The 17481-nt window shown below is 58.5% G+C and carries 15 protein-coding genes; 7 read left to right on the forward strand and 8 right to left on the reverse strand.

All coding sequences use genetic code 11. The features are described from left to right. Nucleotides 1–40: 40 nt before the first annotated feature. The 5 genes from AB7M29_RS07095 to AB7M29_RS07115 form a co-directional block, all read right to left on the reverse strand. Nucleotides 41–2851 (reverse strand): FAD-binding and (Fe-S)-binding domain-containing protein, encoded by a 2811-nt coding sequence (locus AB7M29_RS07095; protein WP_454246608.1) that lies wholly within the window; start codon nt 2849–2851, stop codon nt 41–43. Then, on the reverse strand, nt 2848–3519 hold the full coding sequence (locus tag AB7M29_RS07100; RefSeq protein WP_217857590.1) for a LutC/YkgG family protein: 672 nt from the start codon (nt 3517–3519) through the stop codon (nt 2848–2850). Before AB7M29_RS07100 ends, AB7M29_RS07095 begins: the two co-directional genes overlap by 4 nt. Then, nucleotides 3519–4973 carry a LutB/LldF family L-lactate oxidation iron-sulfur protein gene (locus AB7M29_RS07105; protein ID WP_454246609.1) on the reverse strand — a complete coding sequence of 485 codons (1455 nt, stop codon included), beginning with the start codon at nt 4971–4973 and terminating at the stop codon, nt 3519–3521. The genes AB7M29_RS07100 and AB7M29_RS07105 overlap by 1 nt, the downstream gene beginning before the upstream one ends. Further along, entirely contained in the window at nt 4970–5794 is an 825-nt protein-coding gene (locus AB7M29_RS07110) for a (Fe-S)-binding protein (protein ID WP_018929467.1), read from the reverse strand. The genes AB7M29_RS07105 and AB7M29_RS07110 overlap by 4 nt, the downstream gene beginning before the upstream one ends. 150 nt (nt 5795–5944) lie before the next feature. After that, nucleotides 5945–7636, reverse strand: coding sequence for a lactate permease LctP family transporter (locus tag AB7M29_RS07115; RefSeq protein WP_217857592.1), 1692 nt, complete (start codon nt 7634–7636; stop codon nt 5945–5947). 262 nt (nt 7637–7898) lie between these two features. Here AB7M29_RS07115 and AB7M29_RS07120 point away from each other — a divergent pair, with 262 nt between their 5' ends. Further along, nucleotides 7899–8666, forward strand: a complete 768-nt coding sequence (locus tag AB7M29_RS07120; RefSeq protein ID WP_454246610.1) for a GntR family transcriptional regulator — start codon at nt 7899–7901, stop codon at nt 8664–8666. A 111-nt stretch (nt 8667–8777) separates the two neighbouring features. Here AB7M29_RS07120 and smpB read toward each other — a convergent pair whose 3' ends face one another. Then, nucleotides 8778–9260 carry an SsrA-binding protein SmpB gene (gene smpB / locus AB7M29_RS07125; protein ID WP_007900551.1) on the reverse strand — a complete coding sequence of 161 codons (483 nt, stop codon included), beginning with the start codon at nt 9258–9260 and terminating at the stop codon, nt 8778–8780. A 118-nt stretch (nt 9261–9378) separates the two neighbouring features. Between smpB and AB7M29_RS07130 the strand changes: the two genes are divergently transcribed. The 3 genes from AB7M29_RS07130 to AB7M29_RS07140 are packed head-to-tail and all read left to right on the forward strand — an operon-like array spanning nt 9379 to nt 11531. After that, nucleotides 9379–10782: a sodium-dependent transporter gene (locus tag AB7M29_RS07130; RefSeq protein ID WP_454246611.1), complete on the forward strand. Its 1404-nt coding sequence runs from the start codon at nt 9379–9381 to the stop codon at nt 10780–10782. Between the two features lie 7 nt (nt 10783–10789). Further along, on the forward strand, nt 10790–11224 hold the full coding sequence (locus tag AB7M29_RS07135; RefSeq protein ID WP_052965683.1) for a type II toxin-antitoxin system RatA family toxin: 435 nt from the start codon (nt 10790–10792) through the stop codon (nt 11222–11224). After that, on the forward strand, nt 11217–11531 hold the full coding sequence (locus tag AB7M29_RS07140; protein WP_454246612.1) for an RnfH family protein: 315 nt from the start codon (nt 11217–11219) through the stop codon (nt 11529–11531). Before AB7M29_RS07135 ends, AB7M29_RS07140 begins: the two co-directional genes overlap by 8 nt. A gap of 61 nt (nt 11532–11592) precedes the next feature. On the opposite strand, the gene AB7M29_RS07145 is transcribed toward AB7M29_RS07140, so the two are convergent. Beyond that, a complete protein-coding gene (locus tag AB7M29_RS07145) occupies nt 11593–12120 on the reverse strand; it encodes an outer membrane protein assembly factor BamE (protein WP_217857595.1) in 528 nt (175 codons plus the stop codon). A gap of 97 nt (nt 12121–12217) precedes the next feature. Between AB7M29_RS07145 and fur the strand changes: the two genes are divergently transcribed. Continuing rightward, nucleotides 12218–12622, forward strand: a complete 405-nt coding sequence (gene fur / locus AB7M29_RS07150) for a ferric iron uptake transcriptional regulator (RefSeq protein ID WP_003197684.1) — start codon at nt 12218–12220, stop codon at nt 12620–12622. A 75-nt stretch (nt 12623–12697) separates the two neighbouring features. Here fur and recN read toward each other — a convergent pair whose 3' ends face one another. Next, entirely contained in the window at nt 12698–14371 is a 1674-nt protein-coding gene (gene recN, locus AB7M29_RS07155) for a DNA repair protein RecN (RefSeq protein WP_052965677.1), read from the reverse strand. A gap of 240 nt (nt 14372–14611) precedes the next feature. On the opposite strand from recN, the gene grpE reads away from it, so the two are divergent. Continuing rightward, a complete protein-coding gene (gene grpE, locus AB7M29_RS07160) occupies nt 14612–15178 on the forward strand; it encodes a nucleotide exchange factor GrpE (protein WP_007900531.1) in 567 nt (188 codons plus the stop codon). 102 nt (nt 15179–15280) lie between these two features. Continuing rightward, on the forward strand, nt 15281–17197 hold the full coding sequence (dnaK, locus tag AB7M29_RS07165; RefSeq protein WP_454246613.1) for a molecular chaperone DnaK: 1917 nt from the start codon (nt 15281–15283) through the stop codon (nt 17195–17197). Nucleotides 17198–17481: the final 284 nt, after the last annotated feature.

Genomic DNA, 17481 nt, shown 5'->3' on the forward strand with positions numbered 1-17481 from the left:
ATCGGTGGACTGCGACGATGCGTCAGGGTTCTATTTTTCTTCAGGTCGCCCTGGCCTGCGTTACTCGATCCACCAGATAAACCAGCCCGTGGTAGTCAATTCCACCGTGTTGTGTCAGACCAATCTCACAGGTGCGGCTGGTGGAAATCCCTTCGCTGCATTGCTGTACCGCGTCCTTGAGCGTGCGTAACGAATGGGCATTCAATTCTGGGGTGGTAAAGCCCTTGTCACCGGCAAAACCGCAGCAGTGAATGCCTTCCGGGATGACCACGTTATTGCTGCATTTGCGCGCGAGATCAATCAACGCCTGGCTCTCACCGAGATGCTGAGTGCTGCACGTGACGTGTACCGCGATCGGCGCATCCTGGGGGGTGAAATCGAGACGATCCATCAGGTGAGTACGGATGAAGCGCACCGGGTCGTACAGGTCCAGTCGCACGTCGCCCAAGTCCTGAACCAGCCGCAAGGTGCAGGGGCTGGTGTCGCAGTAGATCGGGTCGAGCCCGCCGCGGCTGGCGTGCAACAGGGCGCCGATCAGTTCCTGGCGTTTGTGTTCGGCCTGTTCGGCGTAGCCTTTGGAGGCGAATGGCTGACCGCAGCAGAGGTTGTCCTGATTGTCCGGAAAAACTACCTGGTAACCGGCCTTTTCCAACAGACCACGGGTTTTTTCGTACAGCGACATTTGCTCTTTATCACCCGCTGCCGGGCCCATGACCCGCGACACGCAGGCCGCCAGGTACACCACCCGAGGCCGCTCGTCCGACACGGTCGGGCTGAAACGAATGGCTCTTTCCGGCTGTGGCATGGCGTTGGTCCATTGCGGAACCTGACCCTTGGACAGCCGCGTCAGCGATGCCGAAAGCTTCGCCAGGCGTGGTGCCCCCAGCAGCATCCGCGCACCGTTGGCGACGTGCAGGGTGAAGCGCGCGCCTTGCAACGCGGTGGCGAAATTTCCCTCTATCCAGTTGGCGGTTTTCGTATGGGTTGCCTTACGGCCTCGGAGCTTTTTCACCAGCTCGCCGGTGTTGATTCCTACAGGGCAACGTTGTGCACACAGGCCTGTCGCAGCGCACGTATCGATGCCTTGGTATTCGTAGGCCTGCTCCAGCTCGCTGGTGTCTGTGCCGGCGCGTTTCTTCGCTTGAATGTCACGCCAGATCACGATGCGCTGGCGTGGGCTCAAGGTCAGGCCTTTCGATGGGCACACCGGTTCGCAGAAGCCGCATTCGATGCACTTATCCACAATCTCATCGGCGGCGGGCAGCGGTTTCAGGTGCTTGAGGTGGATCTGCGGATCGTCGCTGAGCACCACGTCCGGGTTGAGAATGCCGTTAGGGTCGAGCAGGCGTTTGAGTTGCCACATCAACTGATAAGCATCGCTGCCCCATTCCAGCTCGACGAAAGGCGCCATGTTGCGACCGGTACCGTGTTCAGCCTTCAGCGAGCCGCCGAATTCAACGGCCACCAACTGCGCGACGTCGTCCATGAACGCCTGGTAGCGTGCGACTTCTTCCGCGCTGTTGAAGCCTTGGGTGAAGACAAAGTGCAGATTGCCTTCCAGGGCGTGTCCGAAAAGGATCGCTTCGTCGTAGTGATGTTTGTCGAACAGCTCGATCAAGCGGTTGACGCCACTGGCCAGCTGTTCCACCGGGAAGGTCACGTCTTCGATGATCACCGTGGTGCCGGTTTTGCGCACCGCGCCGACGGCAGGGAAGGTGTCTTTGCGGATCGCCCAGAGCCGGGCATTTTCCATCGGGTCTTCGGTGAAGTCGACTTGCTTCTCTACCGGGAAACCGGTCAGCGACGCCATGATTTGCGTCAGTTGTTCCTGGAGCAAAGTGGAAGAGGCGGCGCGGGATTCGATCAGCAGGGCGCAGGCATTGGTCGACAGTTGTTGTACGAAAGCCGGCATGCCGGGTTTGTCCTGCACCGAGCGCAGGCTGCGACGGTCCAGCAATTCCACCGCCGATACGGGTTGGCTTTTCAGCACGGTGACGGCGTTGCAGCAGGTTTCTACATCCGGGAACACGATCAGCGCCGACGCCTTGTTCGGGTGGTCGATCACCGTGTCGTAAGTCACCGCGCTGATAAATCCGAGCGTGCCTTCGGAGCCCACCAGCAAGTGGCTCAAGATATCCACAGGCTCGTCGAAATCCACCAGCGCATTGAGTGACAGCCCGGTGGTATTTTTCAGACGATATTTGTGGCGAATTTTCGCAGCCAGTTCGGCATTGGCGCGGGTCTCGCGGCCCAGCGTCGCCAGACGTTCCAGCAGTTCGGCGTGGCTCTCATGGAAGGCCGCCACACTGGCGGCGTCTTCGGTATCGAGACGACTGCCATCAGCCAACACCAGACGAATCCCGGCCAGTGTGTGATAGGTGTTCTGCGCCGTGCCGCAGCACATGCCGCTGGCATTATTGGCGACGATGCCGCCGATTTTGCAGGCGTTGATCGATGCCGGGTCTGGGCCGATCTTGCGTCCGAACGGTGTCAGCCAGGCGTTGGCCTGGGCGCCAATCACGCCCGGTTGCAGACGGATCTGCATACCCTGGCCACGAATCTCGCGACCGTTCCAGTTATCCCCCAGTACGATCAGCACCGAATCGCTGATGGCTTGGCCAGACAAGCTGGTGCCGGCGGCGCGGAAGGTCACCGGGACTTTATCCCGTTGCGCCAGTTTGAGCAGCGCCACCACTTCGTCTTCGGACTCGACGCGGATCACCAGTTTCGGAATCAGCCGGTAGAAACTGGCGTCGGTGCCGAAGGCCAAAGTCGACAGCGGGTCGTCGAACCGTCGTGCCTGAGGAATCAGTTGCTGCGCATCTCGCAGGAAAGCCGCCGGTAGACTCATTGATCCTCCAGGATTAGAACGACCAGGTCTTTCGGGCCGTGGGCGCCGTAGGCCAGTATTTGTTCGATGTCGGCAGTCTTAGACGGGCCGGAGACCAGCAAGGCGTTGGTCGGCATGCCTTGGGCCCATTCGAATTCCTGCTGTACCTGATAGAAGTTGTCGCGGATTTCACTGGCCTTGAGCAGGGCGAAATGCACCGGCGGCACCAGGCTCATCAGGCGCGGTTCTTCCCGCGTCGGCCAGAGAATCAGGCTGCCTGTCGCGGCGATCGCGCCGAGGGTGGTGGTCAGGCTGGCCGGGGTGTCGTTGAACAACTCGGCCTTCCATTCCTCGACCGGACGCTCGTAGGCTTTGAGCGCGGGCAGGCCAGGATTTTTCGCCCAATGCTGAGTGATGCGTTGACCGTGAAGTGTCGTCGGCGCAATCAACAGGCTTGGCAGCTGGCGATCCTGCAGCAATTGCGCCAGCAATTCGGGCCAGCCATCTGCGGACGTCAGATGAATTTCGGTGTGCACCGCTTCCATCAGTTTGCGCAGTTGCGGGATGCGTTGCTCTGGCGTGTAGGTGTAGGGCGCGGTCACCAGTTCGATATCGAAGTTGTCAGGCACCGGCGTGGTACCCGTCAGACTGTTGCGCAATTTGGCGAGGATATTTTGCTTGGCGCTCATCAGCGGTCTCCCTGTTTGGCCAAATGCTCGCGGGCCATGTCATGCAGTGAGCGGGCGGCGGGTTTCGGTGCGCTGTGGTTCTGGGTCCATGGGCCGACGTTGCTCGGCGTCAGCGCGCGCAGGCGAGTGGCGAAGAAACCGAACAGGCGATAGAGCGTTGGCGAACTGTTGAGCTTCGCCCAGGCGTTCCAGATAGACCGTTCTTTGCGCGAGTACTTGCTGCCCTGACCGCGCATGACCTGATGTGGGCTGTCCGGCGCTTTGACGTTCTCTTCCCGTAGGCGACGAAGTAATGCGGGGATCGGAATTTTTACCGGGCAAACTTCACCGCAAGCACCACATAACGAAGACGCACTTGGGTGGTCGGGGACTTTCGCCAGGCCGACCATGTGCGGGGTGATGATTTTTCCGATAGGCCCAGGGTAAACCTCCCCATAGGCATGGCCGCCGATTCGGGTGTAGACCGGGCAATGATTCATACAGGCGCCACAACGGATGCAGTTCAGGGTCTGGCGTAATTCGCTGTCGGCAAACGCCTGGCTGCGACCGTTGTCGAGCAATACCAGGTGCACTTCCTGCGGGCCGTCGAGTTCATCTTCCTTGCGCGGCCCGGAGATCATGTTGACGTAGGTGGTGATCGGCTGGCCGAGTGCCGAGCGGGTCAGTAGCGACAACAGCGGTACAACGTCCCGCAGGTTTTCGACGACTTTCTCGATGCCCGTGACGGCAATGTGTACGGGCGGCACGGTGGTTGACATGCGCCCGTTGCCTTCGTTTTCCACCAGCAACAGAGTGCCGGTTTCGGCCACGGCGAAGTTGACGCCGGAGACGCCGATGTCTGCTTCGAAGAATTTCTGTCGCAAGACTTTGCGACCGATCTGAATGAGTTGGTCAACGTCCTTGGTGTACTCCACGCCAAGTTTGTCGTGGAACAAGGACGCGACCTGACCGGCATTCTTGTGGATCGCCGGCATAATGATGTGTGAAGGCTTCTCGTGGTCGAGCTGGACGATGAATTCACCCATGTCCGACTCCAGGCATTCAATGCCTTGAGCCGCGAGGACATGGTTCATCTCCATCTCTTCGCTGACCATCGATTTGCCCTTGATCACTTGCCGCGCCTCGTGAGCGCGGATGATCGCCAAGACGATGCCATTGGCCTCGTCCACCGTTTCCGCCCAGTGCACTGTCACACCGTTGCGGGTCAGGTTCTGTTCAAGCTGCTCAAGCAGGTCGGGCAACTTGGATAAAGCACGGGCGCGGACAGCATTGCCCAGCACTCGCAGATGTTCTCTTTCATGGGCATCGCTGAAGGACGCTGCCCGTTTGCTCATCAGTGAATCCATCGCGCTGCGAAAGTTGTTTCGCAGTTGCGTATCAGCCAAAGCCTCGTGAGCCCGGGCGCGAAAATCTTCTTCTACTGTGACCGTAGGAATAATCGTGGAGGTGCTCATCGGGCACCTCCGGTACGCTGCCACAGGAAACTGGCCAGATGCTGGCCGCGCAACGCTTCCTGCTGTTTCTCCAGTGAGCCATTGATGTTCATCAGGCAACCGCAGTCGGCACTGAGTACCTTGTGCGCGCCGGATTCCTTCAACGCCCGGGTCTTGTCAGCCACCATCGCGCCGGAAATATCTGGCATACGGACGCTGAAAGTCCCACCAAAGCCACAGCATTCACTTTCGTGGCTGTGGTCGACTCGTTCCACATTGCTTAGCTGCGCCAACAACTCACGGCCGTGCAGGTGGGTGTTCATTTCTCGACGTGCCGAGCACGACGTGTGCAACGCCACTTTGACCGGTTCGCCGCTGTCCTTGAGCTGCACCTTGCAGACAAACAGCAGGAATTCGGCCAGCTCATAAGTCCGTGCCGCGAGGGCCTGAACCTGTTTCAACGTTTGCGGCTCGTCCTTGAACAAGTCGGCGTAGTGTTCGCGTAACATGCCCGCGCAAGACCCCGACGGCACCACCACCGGATAATCGCCGGCAAACAACGCCAGTTGCGAGCGTGCCACGGTCCGGGCCTGTTCGGTGTAGCCCGAGGTGTAGGCCGGTTGCCCGCAGCAACTTTGCCCTTGCGGGTATTCGACACGAATGCCTTCGCGTTCCAGCAGATGAATCGCGTCCATCCCGGCTTCCGGGTAGAACAGATCCACCACGCAAGTCCCGAACAGGTAGACCCGTGACGGTTTTTCGCTGGGGTATTGCCGAGGCTCGGGCAGTGGCGGGGCGACGCGGGTCGCGTTCGGCACTGCGTTGTAAAAAAGCTCGCTCATCAGGCGTGTCTCCGGGTGGTCCCGGTTATCCGTCCGCTGAGGCTGCTGAATATAGAGAGGGAAGCTTTCAGCAGCCTTGCAGACCCGGTTGTGAATAGCTGACGCCGGGGCGTAACCCAGTGTCGGTTTTTTCCGTGCCGCGTGTAGTTCTTAGTGCACCAGCATGCCGGTGAACCAGTAAGCCTGAGCCAACGTGATCAGGCCGACGATCGTTGCAAAGAATAGGCTGTGCTTGAGGGTGAAGCGGAACAGATCCGATTCCTTGCCCACCAGCCCGGTCGCGGCGCAGGCCACGGCGATCGATTGCGGTGAAATCATCTTGCCGGTCACGCCGCCGCTGGTATTCGCCGCCACCAGCAAGGTGTCGTTGACGCCGATCTGGTGCGCGGTGGTTGCTTGCAGCGAACTGAACAGTGCGTTGGACGAAGTATCGGAGCCGGTCAGGAACACGCCGAGCCAGCCGAGGAACGGCGAGAAGAACGGGAATGCCGCCCCCGTGCCTGCCAGTACCAGAGCCATGGTCGACGACATGCCCGAGTAGTTGGTGACGAAGGCGAAGGCCAGCACCATGCCGATGGACAGAATCGGCCAGCGCAGTTCGTAGAAGGTCTCTTTAAAAGTGGTAAGACCAGTTTTTAAATTGATCTTCAGCACCAGCATCGAGATCAGCGCCGAGAAGAAAATCGCCGTGCCGGTCGCGGAAATCGGATCGAGTTTGAACACCGCCGGAATCGCCGTCGGGGCGGTTACGATCGGGGCGACCTTGATCACCATTTGATCCAGATGCGGAATCGCGAAGTTGAATACCCAGCCATACATCGAGCCGCCTGCAGCGAACATCGCCTTGAACGGTTTCAGCGTCCAGATGGTGACCAGTACGGTGAGGATCAGGAACGGCGACCAGGCTTTGAAAATTTCCCCCAGGCTGTAGGGCGAAGCCACGGTGGTGCGCGGTTGGCCGAAACCACCTGCGCTGGCCACCACGGAAGCCGAGACTGCGCCGACGATGTGCGCGCCTGCGGCACGTTTTGGCTGCCAGATTTTCAGGAATAGTGTCAGGGAAATCAGGCTGGCCAGCGCCGAGGTGATGTCCGGCAGTTCCGGGCCGATGAAGTTCGAGGTGAAGTATTGGGTGATGGCGAAGCTCAAGCCGGCCACCAGTGCCGCGGGCCAGGTTTCCCGAACGCCGCGCAGGCCGTCCATCATGAACACCAGCCAGAACGGCACGAATAGCGACAGCAATGGCAGCTGGCGACCGGTCATGGCGCCGATCTTGAACGCGTCGATGCCGGTGACTTGCCCGGCGACGATGATCGGAATCCCCAATGCGCCAAAGGCTACCGGCGCGGTGTTGGCGATCAGGCACAGGCCGGCGGCGTACAGTGGGTTGAAGCCCAGTCCCACCAGCAGTGCGGCGGTAATCGCTACCGGTGCGCCGAAACCGGCTGCACCTTCCAGGAACGCGCCGAAGCAGAAACCGATCAGCAGCACTTGCAGGCGTTGGTCGTCGGTGATCGACAGCACCGAGCTGCGGATCACTTCGAATTGGCCACTTTTAACCGTCAGTTTGTACAGGAACACCGCTGCCACGATGATCCAGGCAATCGGCCACAAGCCGTAGGCGAAGCCATATCCGGCTGCCGCGAAGGCCATATCGACCGGCATCTGGAACGCGAAGATTGCCACGGCAATCGACAGCGCGAGGGTAATGCTGCCGGCCACGTGGCCTTTGAGGCGGAACACGGCCAAGGCCAGGAAGAAAAATACGATGGGGATGACGGCCGCGAGTGCGGACACGCCGAGACTGCCGAGCGGGCTGTAGAGCTGTTGCCAGGTTTGCATATGGGGTGGCCCCTAATTGTTGTTGGTCAGGCACTGGTCAGCGTTCTTGGATAATTGGTAATACCAATTTACAATCGCTGTTGGCTAGGGTAAAAGCCTTGTATGCGGTGTGTCAATTTGCCGCCCTAAAACTTTTGTCGAATGAGCGGTGCAGAACGCATCTGATCTGTTCGATCAAGCGTCGTCTGGTAGGTGCTGATGCAGCGCCGATAGGCCAGAATAGAGAGCCCGGCGAGCCGCCGGGATCGTGGAGAATTGAGTGATGGGGTTTGATCAGATTCGGCAGCGCCGTTTGTCTGACGATATTGTCGAGCAGCTCGAAGGGATGATTCTCGAGGGCACATTGAAGGCCGGCGAACGCCTGCCGGCAGAGCGTGCGTTGGCCGAGCAGTTCGGCGTGTCACGCCCTTCGTTGCGCGAAGCGATCCAGAAACTGGCGGCCAAAGGGTTGCTTGTGAGCCGTCAGGGCGGCGGTAACTACGTGGTGGAATCCCTGGGCTCGACGTTCAGCGATCCGCTGTTGCATCTGCTGGAAAGCAACCCCGAGGCCCAGCGCGATTTGCTGGAGTTTCGTCATACGCTGGAAGCATCCTGTGCCTACTACGCGGCATTGCGTGCCACAGACGTGGATCGCGAGCGGCTGACTGCAGCCTTCGATGAATTGCAGGACTGCTATTCGCGCCATGACGAAGTGAGTCGGGTGGAAGAGGGGGCGGCGGATGCAAGATTTCATTTGGCAATCGCCGAAGCCAGTCATAACGCGGTGTTGCTGCACACCATTCGTGGTCTGTTCGACCTGCTCAAGCGCAACGTGGTGACCAACATCGGCGGTATGTACAAACAGCGCTCCGAAACACGCGACATGTTGATCGCGCAGCACAGAGAATTGTATCTGGCGATTATCGAAGGTCGGGCAGAGCAAGCGCGGGAAGTTTCCAGTCGGCACATTTTGTATGTGCAGGAAGTGCTGGAAGAGGTGCGTCAGGAAGTGCAGCGCGTGGCTCGGGCGGAGCGGCGCAAGGGGATGTAGTCAGGCGGGTGTTTGCGGTGAGACATTCGTGGGCAAGCCTCGCTCCTACAGGATTGCGTGGTCCGGTGTAGGAGCGAGGCGTGCCCGCGAAGGCGATCTCAAGGTAAAGAGTTAATCTTCCTTGCCCTTGTTGCGCACCGCACGCTGCAACTCACGACCGGCGTCGCGTTCGCGTTCGGTATCACGCTTGTCGTATTCCTTCTTGCCCTTGCCCAGAGCGATCTCGCACTTGACCATGTGCTTGCTCCAGTACCAGGAAAGGCATACGCAGGCGTAACCTTTTTGCTGCACGGCAGCGGCCAGCTTTTCCAGCTCGCGCCGATTGAGCAGCAATTTCCGGGTGCGGGTCGGATCAGCGATGACGTGGGTACTGGCAGTCATTAGCGGCGTAATGTGGCTGCCGAGCAGCCAGGCTTCGCCATCCTTGAGCAGTACGTAACTGTCAACCAGTTGTAGCTTGCTTGCCCGCAAACTTTTTACTTCCCAGCCGGCCAGGACCAGACCAGCCTCGAACTTATGCTCGATGAAGTAATCGTGTCGCGCCTTTTTGTTCTGCGCGATGGTCCCTGTTGGGTGTTTCTTCTGTTTAGCCATAGGGGCGGCATTATAGGGAGTTGCAAGCGAGTCGGCTACGGTATCGCTACGTGCTTGAGCAGGTTGATTGAATCCCGGACAATGCGGCCTCTTTTTTGAACGCTTGGGCGTGATAACGATGTCGACAGACAAGGTTTCTGTCCACGGCAGTTGGGCTAGCCGCTGGGTCTTCATACTCGCCGCGACCGGTTCGGCCGTGGGGCTGGGTAGTATCTGGAAATTCCCTTACATGGTCGGCGTCTACGGTGGCGGAGCCTTCGTGCTGATGTTCCTCGCCTGTATCGCGCTGATCGGTATGCCCGTCATGCTGGCCGAAACCCTGATCGGCCGCCGCGCGCGGCAGAGCCCGGCGAATGCCTTGAAGGTCCTGGCGCTGGAAGCGGGGCATTCGGCGAAGTGGTCCTGGGGCGCATTTGCCGGGATGATCACGGCGCTGCTGATTCTGTCTTTCTATAGTGTGGTCGGCGGCTGGTCGCTGGACTACATCATTGATATGGGCCGTGGCGACTTCGAGGGTGTGACGGCAGACCAGGTCGGCGCTTATTTCGGCAATGTGATTGCTGATCCATGGCGCCTGACACTTTGGCATACGATTTTCATGCTCCTCTCCGCCGTGGTGATCGCCAAAGGTGTGGTCGCCGGTCTGGAGCGCAGCCTGCGGATCATGATGCCGCTGCTGTTCGTGATGATCCTGGTGCTGCTGGGTTACAGCATGACCACCGGTCACTTCATGGAAGGCGTGCATTTCATGTTCGACTTTCATCCGGAAAAAGTGCTCGACGGCTTGCTGCCAGCGATGGGGCACGCTTTCTTTTCCCTGAGCGTGGGCGTCGGCTCGATCATGATCTATGGCGCTTATATGCCGAAGAGTTCGTCGATTTCCGGGACTGTGGTCGGCGTAGCACTGCTCGATACATTCGTCTCTCTGGTGGCCGGTCTGGCATTGTTTCCGATTGTGTTTGCCGCGGGCCTGAACCCGAGCGAAGGACCGGGGCTGATGTTCGTCAGCCTGCCGTTTGCCTTTGGTAACGTGGCGTTCGGCCAGTTGATGGGCGTAGTGTTCTTCGTGCTGGTAGCGATTGCGGCCTGGAGTTCGGCGATTTCCCTGCTCGAACCGATGGTGGCTTACCTGGTTGAACGCACGAAGATCAGCCGCGCCTGGGTCACCTTCTGGTTGGCATTCATCTGCTGGTTCGTCGGTCTGGGTACCGTGTTTTCCTTCAATATCTGGAAGGAAGCCAAGTTTTTCGTGAACGAAGGCGGGATGTTCCACCTCTATCAATGGGAGGCAGCCGGTGGTCTGGACTTCTTTGGTGTGATCGATTTCTTCACCTCGCGGATCATGTTGCCACTCGGTGGTTTGTGTTTCGTGGTGTTTGCGGGCTGGGTGATGGGGCGTGAAGCGGTGCGCGACGAATTGTCGATCCGCCGTCCGGTGCTGTTCGCCTTGTCCCTGTTCTTGATGCGCTATGTGGCGCCCATCGGCATTCTTGTAGTGTTTGCCGCCCAGCTGTGGAAGTAACGCTGACATGACGACACACATTCAACGTTCGGCCCTGCTGCCGTATCCGGCACAAGCGCTTTATGACTTGGTCAACGACGTGGCCCGCTATCCGGAGTTCCTGCCGTGGTGCTCGTCGGCGGAAGTCCTGGAAAGTACTCCTGAGCTCATGCGTGCCCGCGTCGGCGTGGCCAAGGGTGGCCTGAGTCAGCACTTCGTGACGCGTAATACCTTGGTGCCAGGACGTTCGATCGAGATGAACCTCGAGGAAGGTCCATTCAGCCAGTTGCACGGCGTCTGGGTGTTCAAGCCGTTGGGCGAGAAGGCCTGCAAGATCAGTCTGGACTTGTCGTTCGACTATTCGGGGCCGCTGGTGCGTGCGACGTTGGGGCCTTTGTTCAATCAGGCGGCGAATACGCTGATGGACGCGTTTTGCCAGCGTGCGAAGCAGATGCATGGTTGAGGCAATGATCAAGGTCGAAGTGGTGTATGCCGCTGTTGATCGTCAGGTACTGCTGACCGTAACGGTGCCGGTGGGTGCAGCGGTGCGAGATGCGTTGCTCAAATCCGGCCTGAACAGCGAATTCCCTGAGCTGGATCTAGCCAGTTGTCCGGTTGGGATCTTTGGCAAAGTGATCGCTGAACCGGCCAATCGTCCGGTTCAGGCCGGGGATCGCCTCGAGATTTACCGGCCGTTGCTTGCCGATCCGAAAGAAGTTCGCCGGTTGCGCGCCGCCAAAGCGGCCGAGGCCAAAGCCCGGAATCAGTGATCCGGTTAAACGCCAGACGATAAAAAACCCGGACATGCCGGGTTTTTTATTGCGTCGCAAATTATTGCGGCGAGGTTTCCAGCGGTTCTGGCGTCGGGATTGGAACGGTTTCCACGTTGTCCACGTCCTTCTGGATCTGGTCCAGCAACGAGCCTGGCTTGACCGGTTTTTCTGGCTTCGGCTTCTCGGCGTTTTCTGCAGGCGTGGTCACGGTAGTGTCACTGTCCTTGCCGAGAATCGCTTCGTCGCGGCTCACGCCTGGCATGAAATCGCCAGAGAGGCTGACAAGTTGATCATTTGGGTTGAAGATAACGCTAATGCGTTCCTGTTGGCGTTCACCGCCACCCGGTTGCAGGCTGTACAGATAATCCCAGCGATCGGCATGGAACGTGTCAGTCAGCAGAGGGTTACCCATGATAAACCGTACTTGCCGGCGGGTCATTCCCGGGCGTAACTGGTCTATCATGTCCTGCGTGACGACATTGCCCTGCTGGATGTCGATTTTGTAAACCCCGGGGAATGAACAACCGGCGAGTGCGAGCAGTCCCACAAAGGTGAAACTGGTTAGCAAGAGCTTGGTGTTTTGCATCGGTGGGCGACTTCCACTATCTTGGCTGGGACAACGTAAACGCCGATCATACCCGCATTAAGAGAAGCTGCGAAGCAGCATCGCGAGAAAGCTGACCATGGTTGAAAATAGCGAACTACGCAAAGCCGGCCTCAAAGTGACCCTTCCACGGGTCAAAATTCTGCAAATGCTCGATTCCGCCGAGCAACGCCACATGAGTGCCGAGGATGTCTACAAGGCGCTGATGGAGGCTGGTGAGGACGTCGGTCTGGCCACGGTTTACCGTGTTCTGACCCAGTTCGAGGCAGCTGGCCTTGTGGTGCGGCACAACTTCGACGGAGGCCATGCGGTCTTCGAGCTGGACGACGGCAAGCATCACGATCATATGGTCAACGTCGAAACCAGTGAAGTGATCGAATTCTTCGACGAAGAAATCGAGCGGCTGCAGAAAGCAATCGTCGACAAGTATGGCTTCGAGATGGTTGATCACAATCTTGTACTGTACGTACGCAAGAAAAAGTAAGCATGTCGCGCGAACTTCAGGTTCGCGAAACGAACGAAGGCGACCCCAGGGTCGCCTTCGTGCTTTCTACCGTTCTTAAATTTTCGCGGTAACGACCATCTTTTTCGCGTGAGCCAGTGATTCCTTGGTGAGGTCGATGCCCCCCAGCATCCGTGCCACTTCTTCGACACGATCGGTCTTGCTCAGTTTGGAGACTGCCGTATGCGTGGCGTCTTCACCGCGAACCTTGTGTACAAATAAATGTTGATGCCCTTGCGCCGCCACTTGCGGCAAGTGAGTCACGGTTAGAACCTGCCCACGCTCCCCGAGGCGCCGCAGCAGCTGGCCGACAATCTCGGCGGTCGGGCCGCCGATGCCCACGTCCACTTCGTCGAACACCAGGGTTGGCACCCGCGAGGTCTGCGCAGTGATCACCTGAATCGCCAGGCTGATACGCGACAGTTCTCCACCCGACGCCACTTTCGCCAGGGCTTTCAACGGTTGCCCCGGGTTGGCGCTCACCAGCAGTTCTACCTGTTCAAGCCCATTGGGCAGCAGTTCGTCGCTGCTGTTGGGGCGCAGTTCGATGGTGAAGCGGCCGCCGGGCATGCCCAGGCGCTGGATTTCCTGTTCCACGGCACTGGCCAGGCTGCTCGAGGCTTGGTGCCGCAGATCGCTCAGATCCCGAGCCTTCTCCTGATAATGGCGGGCGTAGGAGGCCAGCTCATCGCTCAATCGCTCGATGGATTCATCGTTGGCGTTCAGGGTTTCGATTTCATCGAGTAGCTTCTGCTGCATCTCGGCGACTTCGGTCGGCTGGATGCGGTGTTTGCGTGCCAGGGTGTAGATGGCGTCGAGGCGCTCTTCCAGGTACTGAAGACGTGCCGGGTCGGCGTCGAAGTTGTCGAGAAAGCGGTTCAACTCGCCTACGGCTTCTTCAACCTGAATCTGCGCACTGGTCAGCAGGCTGCTAGCTTCGCCCAAGGCGCCGATCGAATTGTTCACGCTCGATAGGCGGTTAAGGCTGGCGGTCAGCGCGTTCAGTACGTTGCCGGAATCACTTTCGCTGCATTGTTCGACCACTTGCCGACAAATACCCAGCAAGGTTTCGGCGTTGGTCAGGTTCTTGTGTTCCTGTTCCAGCTGCTCCAGCTCGTTTTCGCCGAGGCCGAGGTTTTCCAGTTCTTCGAGTTGGTAGCTGAGCAACTGATGGCGGGCGCGCTGTTCGTCGCCGGAGTTGGAAAGGCGTTCCAGTTCCTGGCGGGTCTGGCGCCAGCGTTGGGCAGCCAATTGCACCTGGCGGGCCAGGTCTGTGGCACCGGCGTATTCGTCGAGCAGACGGCGGTGAGTATCGGTTTTGAGCAGGGATTGGTGTTCGTGCTGGCTGTGGATATCGATCAGCAACTCGCCCAAGGCTTTCAGGTCGCCGAGGGGGCAGGGGGTGCCGTTGATATAGCCGCGGGATCGCCCTTCAGCGGTGATCACTCGACGCAGGATGCACGGGCCGTCGTTCTCGAGGTCTCGTTCGGCCAGCCAAGCGCTGGCTTCCGGGATGTCGACCAGATCGAAGGTGGCCAGGATATCGGCCTTGTCGGCGCCCGGGCGGACCACGCCGCTGTCGGCGCGATCGCCCAGGGTCAGGCCGAGGGCGTCGAGCATGATCGACTTGCCGGCGCCGGTTTCCCCGGTGATCACGCTCATCCCGCGATCGAGTTCGAGATCGAGATGTTCAACGATGGCGTAGTTGTGTACGGACAGGTGCACCAGCATAAAGGCCGCTCCCAGGCTTTAGGTCTGGTTATTTATACAGTGTTTTGTTTCGGGCTGACAATGCCCCCTCTTAGGTCGATTTGCTTGATTGAAGGAAATCCTTAGTGCGATGAGGAATGACAATGCAGCTGTTTTTTGTAGGGTTAATCATCAAATAGCCCTTGAAGCTGAATTTTGCGGCCCCATATACCGGGCAGAAGCGCGAGTTGAGCTCGCGGACGATATTGGAAGGAGAAATCTATGGCTGACGAACAGACAGTGGATACGCAAAATCTAGACGCCAACCAGGGCCCCGAGGCTTCGGGTGAAGACCTGGCGGCTCGTGTGCAAGTGCTCGAAGAGCAATTGGCTGGTGCGCAGGATCAGGCTTTGCGTGTAGCCGCCGATCTGCAGAACGTCCGCCGCCGTGCCGAGCAGGACGTTGAAAAGGCTCACAAATTTGCCTTGGAAAAGTTCGCTGGCGACCTGCTGCCGATCATCGACAGCCTGGAGCGCGGTCTGGAGCTATCCAACCCTGACGACGAAAACATTCGTCCGATGCGCGAAGGGATCGAGCTGACCCTGAAAATGTTCCAGGACACCCTGAAACGCTATCACCTGGAAGCGATTGATCCTGAAGGCGAACCCTTCAACGCTTCGCATCACCAGGCAATGGCCATGCAGGAAAGCGCCGACGTCGAGCCAAACAGCGTGCTCAAGGTGTTTCAGAAGGGCTACCAGCTTCACGGTCGCCTGCTGCGCCCGGCCATGGTCGTGGTCAGCAAGGCACCTGCACCGGTTTCGCCTTCGATTGACGAGCAGGCTTGAAATTAGCCGCAAGGCCCCCATTTAGAAGTCAAGCGTTTAAGTGCTACCGCAGTCAGCCACCACTACTGCGGCATCCAAATCCAAAGTTTCGGGAGAGTGAACATGGGCAAAATTATCGGTATCGACCTGGGGACTACCAACTCCTGCGTCTCCGTGCTGGAAAACGGCAAAGCCAAAGTGATTGAAAACGCTGAAGGCGCGCGTACCACGCCGTCGATCATCGCTTATGCCAACGACGGTGAAATCCTGGTTGGCCAGTCGGCCAAGCGTCAGGCAGTGACCAATCCGCATAACACCCTGTACGCGGTGAAGCGTCTGATCGGTCGTCGTTTTGACGAAGAAGTCGTACAGAAAGACATCCAGATGGTCCCTTACAAGATCGTCAAGGCTGACAACAACGACGCCTGGGTTGAAGTGAACGGCCAGAAAATGGCGCCGCCACAAATTTCGGCTGAAATTCTGAAGAAAATGAAGAAGACCGCCGAAGACTACCTCGGCGAGCCAGTGACCGAAGCGGTGATCACTGTTCCGGCCTACTTCAACGACAGCCAGCGTCAAGCCACCAAAGACGCCGGCCGCATCGCGGGCCTGGACGTTAAACGTATCATTAACGAACCAACCGCAGCCGCACTGGCCTACGGTATGGACAAGGCGAAAGGCGATCACACCGTGATCGTTTACGACCTGGGCGGCGGTACTTTCGACGTTTCCGTGATCGAAATCGCTGAAGTCGATGGCGAGCACCAGTTCGAAGTGTTGGCCACCAACGGTGACACTTTCCTGGGCGGTGAAGACTTTGACATTCGTCTGATCGACTACCTCGTTGACGAGTTCAAGAAAGAAAGCGGCATGAACCTCAAGGGTGACCCGCTGGCCATGCAGCGCCTGAAAGAAGCCGCTGAGAAAGCCAAGATCGAACTGTCCTCGAGCCAGTCGACCGACGTGAACCTGCCGTACATCACTGCAGACGCTACCGGTCCTAAGCATTTGAACGTGAAAATCTCCCGCGCCAAGCTCGAAGCGCTGGTTGAAGACCTGGTTCGGCGCACCATCGAACCTTGCCGCATCGCGATGAAAGACGCCGGTATCGACGTTGGTTCGATCAACGACGTGATCCTGGTCGGCGGTCAGACCCGTATGCCACTGGTTCAGAAGCTGGTGACCGATTTCTTCGGTAAAGAAGCACGTAAAGACGTCAACCCTGACGAAGCTGTTGCCATGGGTGCTGCTATCCAGGGCGCGGTATTGGCCGGTGACGTGAAAGACGTTCTGCTGCTCGACGTTAGCCCGCTGACCCTGGGTATCGAAACCATGGGCGGCGTGATGACCGCGCTGATCGAGAAAAACACCACGATTCCTACCAAGAAATCGCAAGTGTTCTCGACTGCCGACGACAACCAGGGCGCAGTGACCATTCACGTACTGCAAGGTGAGCGTAAGCAAGCCGCACAGAACAAGTCCCTGGGCAAGTTCGACCTGGCCGAGATTCCACCAGCACCACGTGGCGTGCCACAAATCGAAGTGACCTTCGACATCGACGCCAACGGCATCCTGCACGTCGGCGCGAAAGACAAGGCTACCGGCAAGACTCAGTCGATCGTGATCAAGGCCAACTCCGGTCTGTCCGAGGAAGAAATTCAGCAGATGGTTCGCGATGCTGAAGTGAACGCTGAAGAAGACCGCAAGTTCGAAGAGCTGGCCAGCGCCCGTAACCAAGGCGATGCCCTGGTTCACTCGACGCGCAAAATGGTCGCTGATGCTGGCGATAAAGTGAGCGCTGAAGAGAAGACTGCAATCGAAGCAGCTGTAGTTGCCCTGGAAACCGCCATCAAAGGCGACGACAAGGCCGCTATCGAAGCCAAGGTTGAAGAGCTGTCCAAGGTCTCTGCGCCAGTGGCTCAGAAAATGTACGCTGATCAGGCTCAGCCAGCTGAAGGCGCGGCGCCGAAAGACGAATCGGCTGAAAAGGCTGACGACGTTGTCGATGCCGAGTTCGAAGAAGTCAAAGACCACAAGTAAGTTGTTGGTCGCCCGGTTGACTGCCTTCAGGCGGTGACTGGTAGGATGTCGCCGCGCGGGAGCTTGCTCCCGCGTTGGCGTGTCTGGAGTAAGCGAATTTTTACAGCATGCGACAACGCTCGGATGTTGGCGGTATGACCGGAAATGCTCCTGCTTTTCGAGTCGAAAGTACCGCATCGAATCAAAGACCAGGATCGTTGAATTGACGTGAGTTGGGTCCGGGCCTGTATTGGGGCTCAACGAGTTTGGCGAGGCTCAGGAGAGGTTTGTCGAACGTCCTTAAG

It is taken from the genome of Pseudomonas sp. F-14 TE3623 (assembly GCF_053629015.1).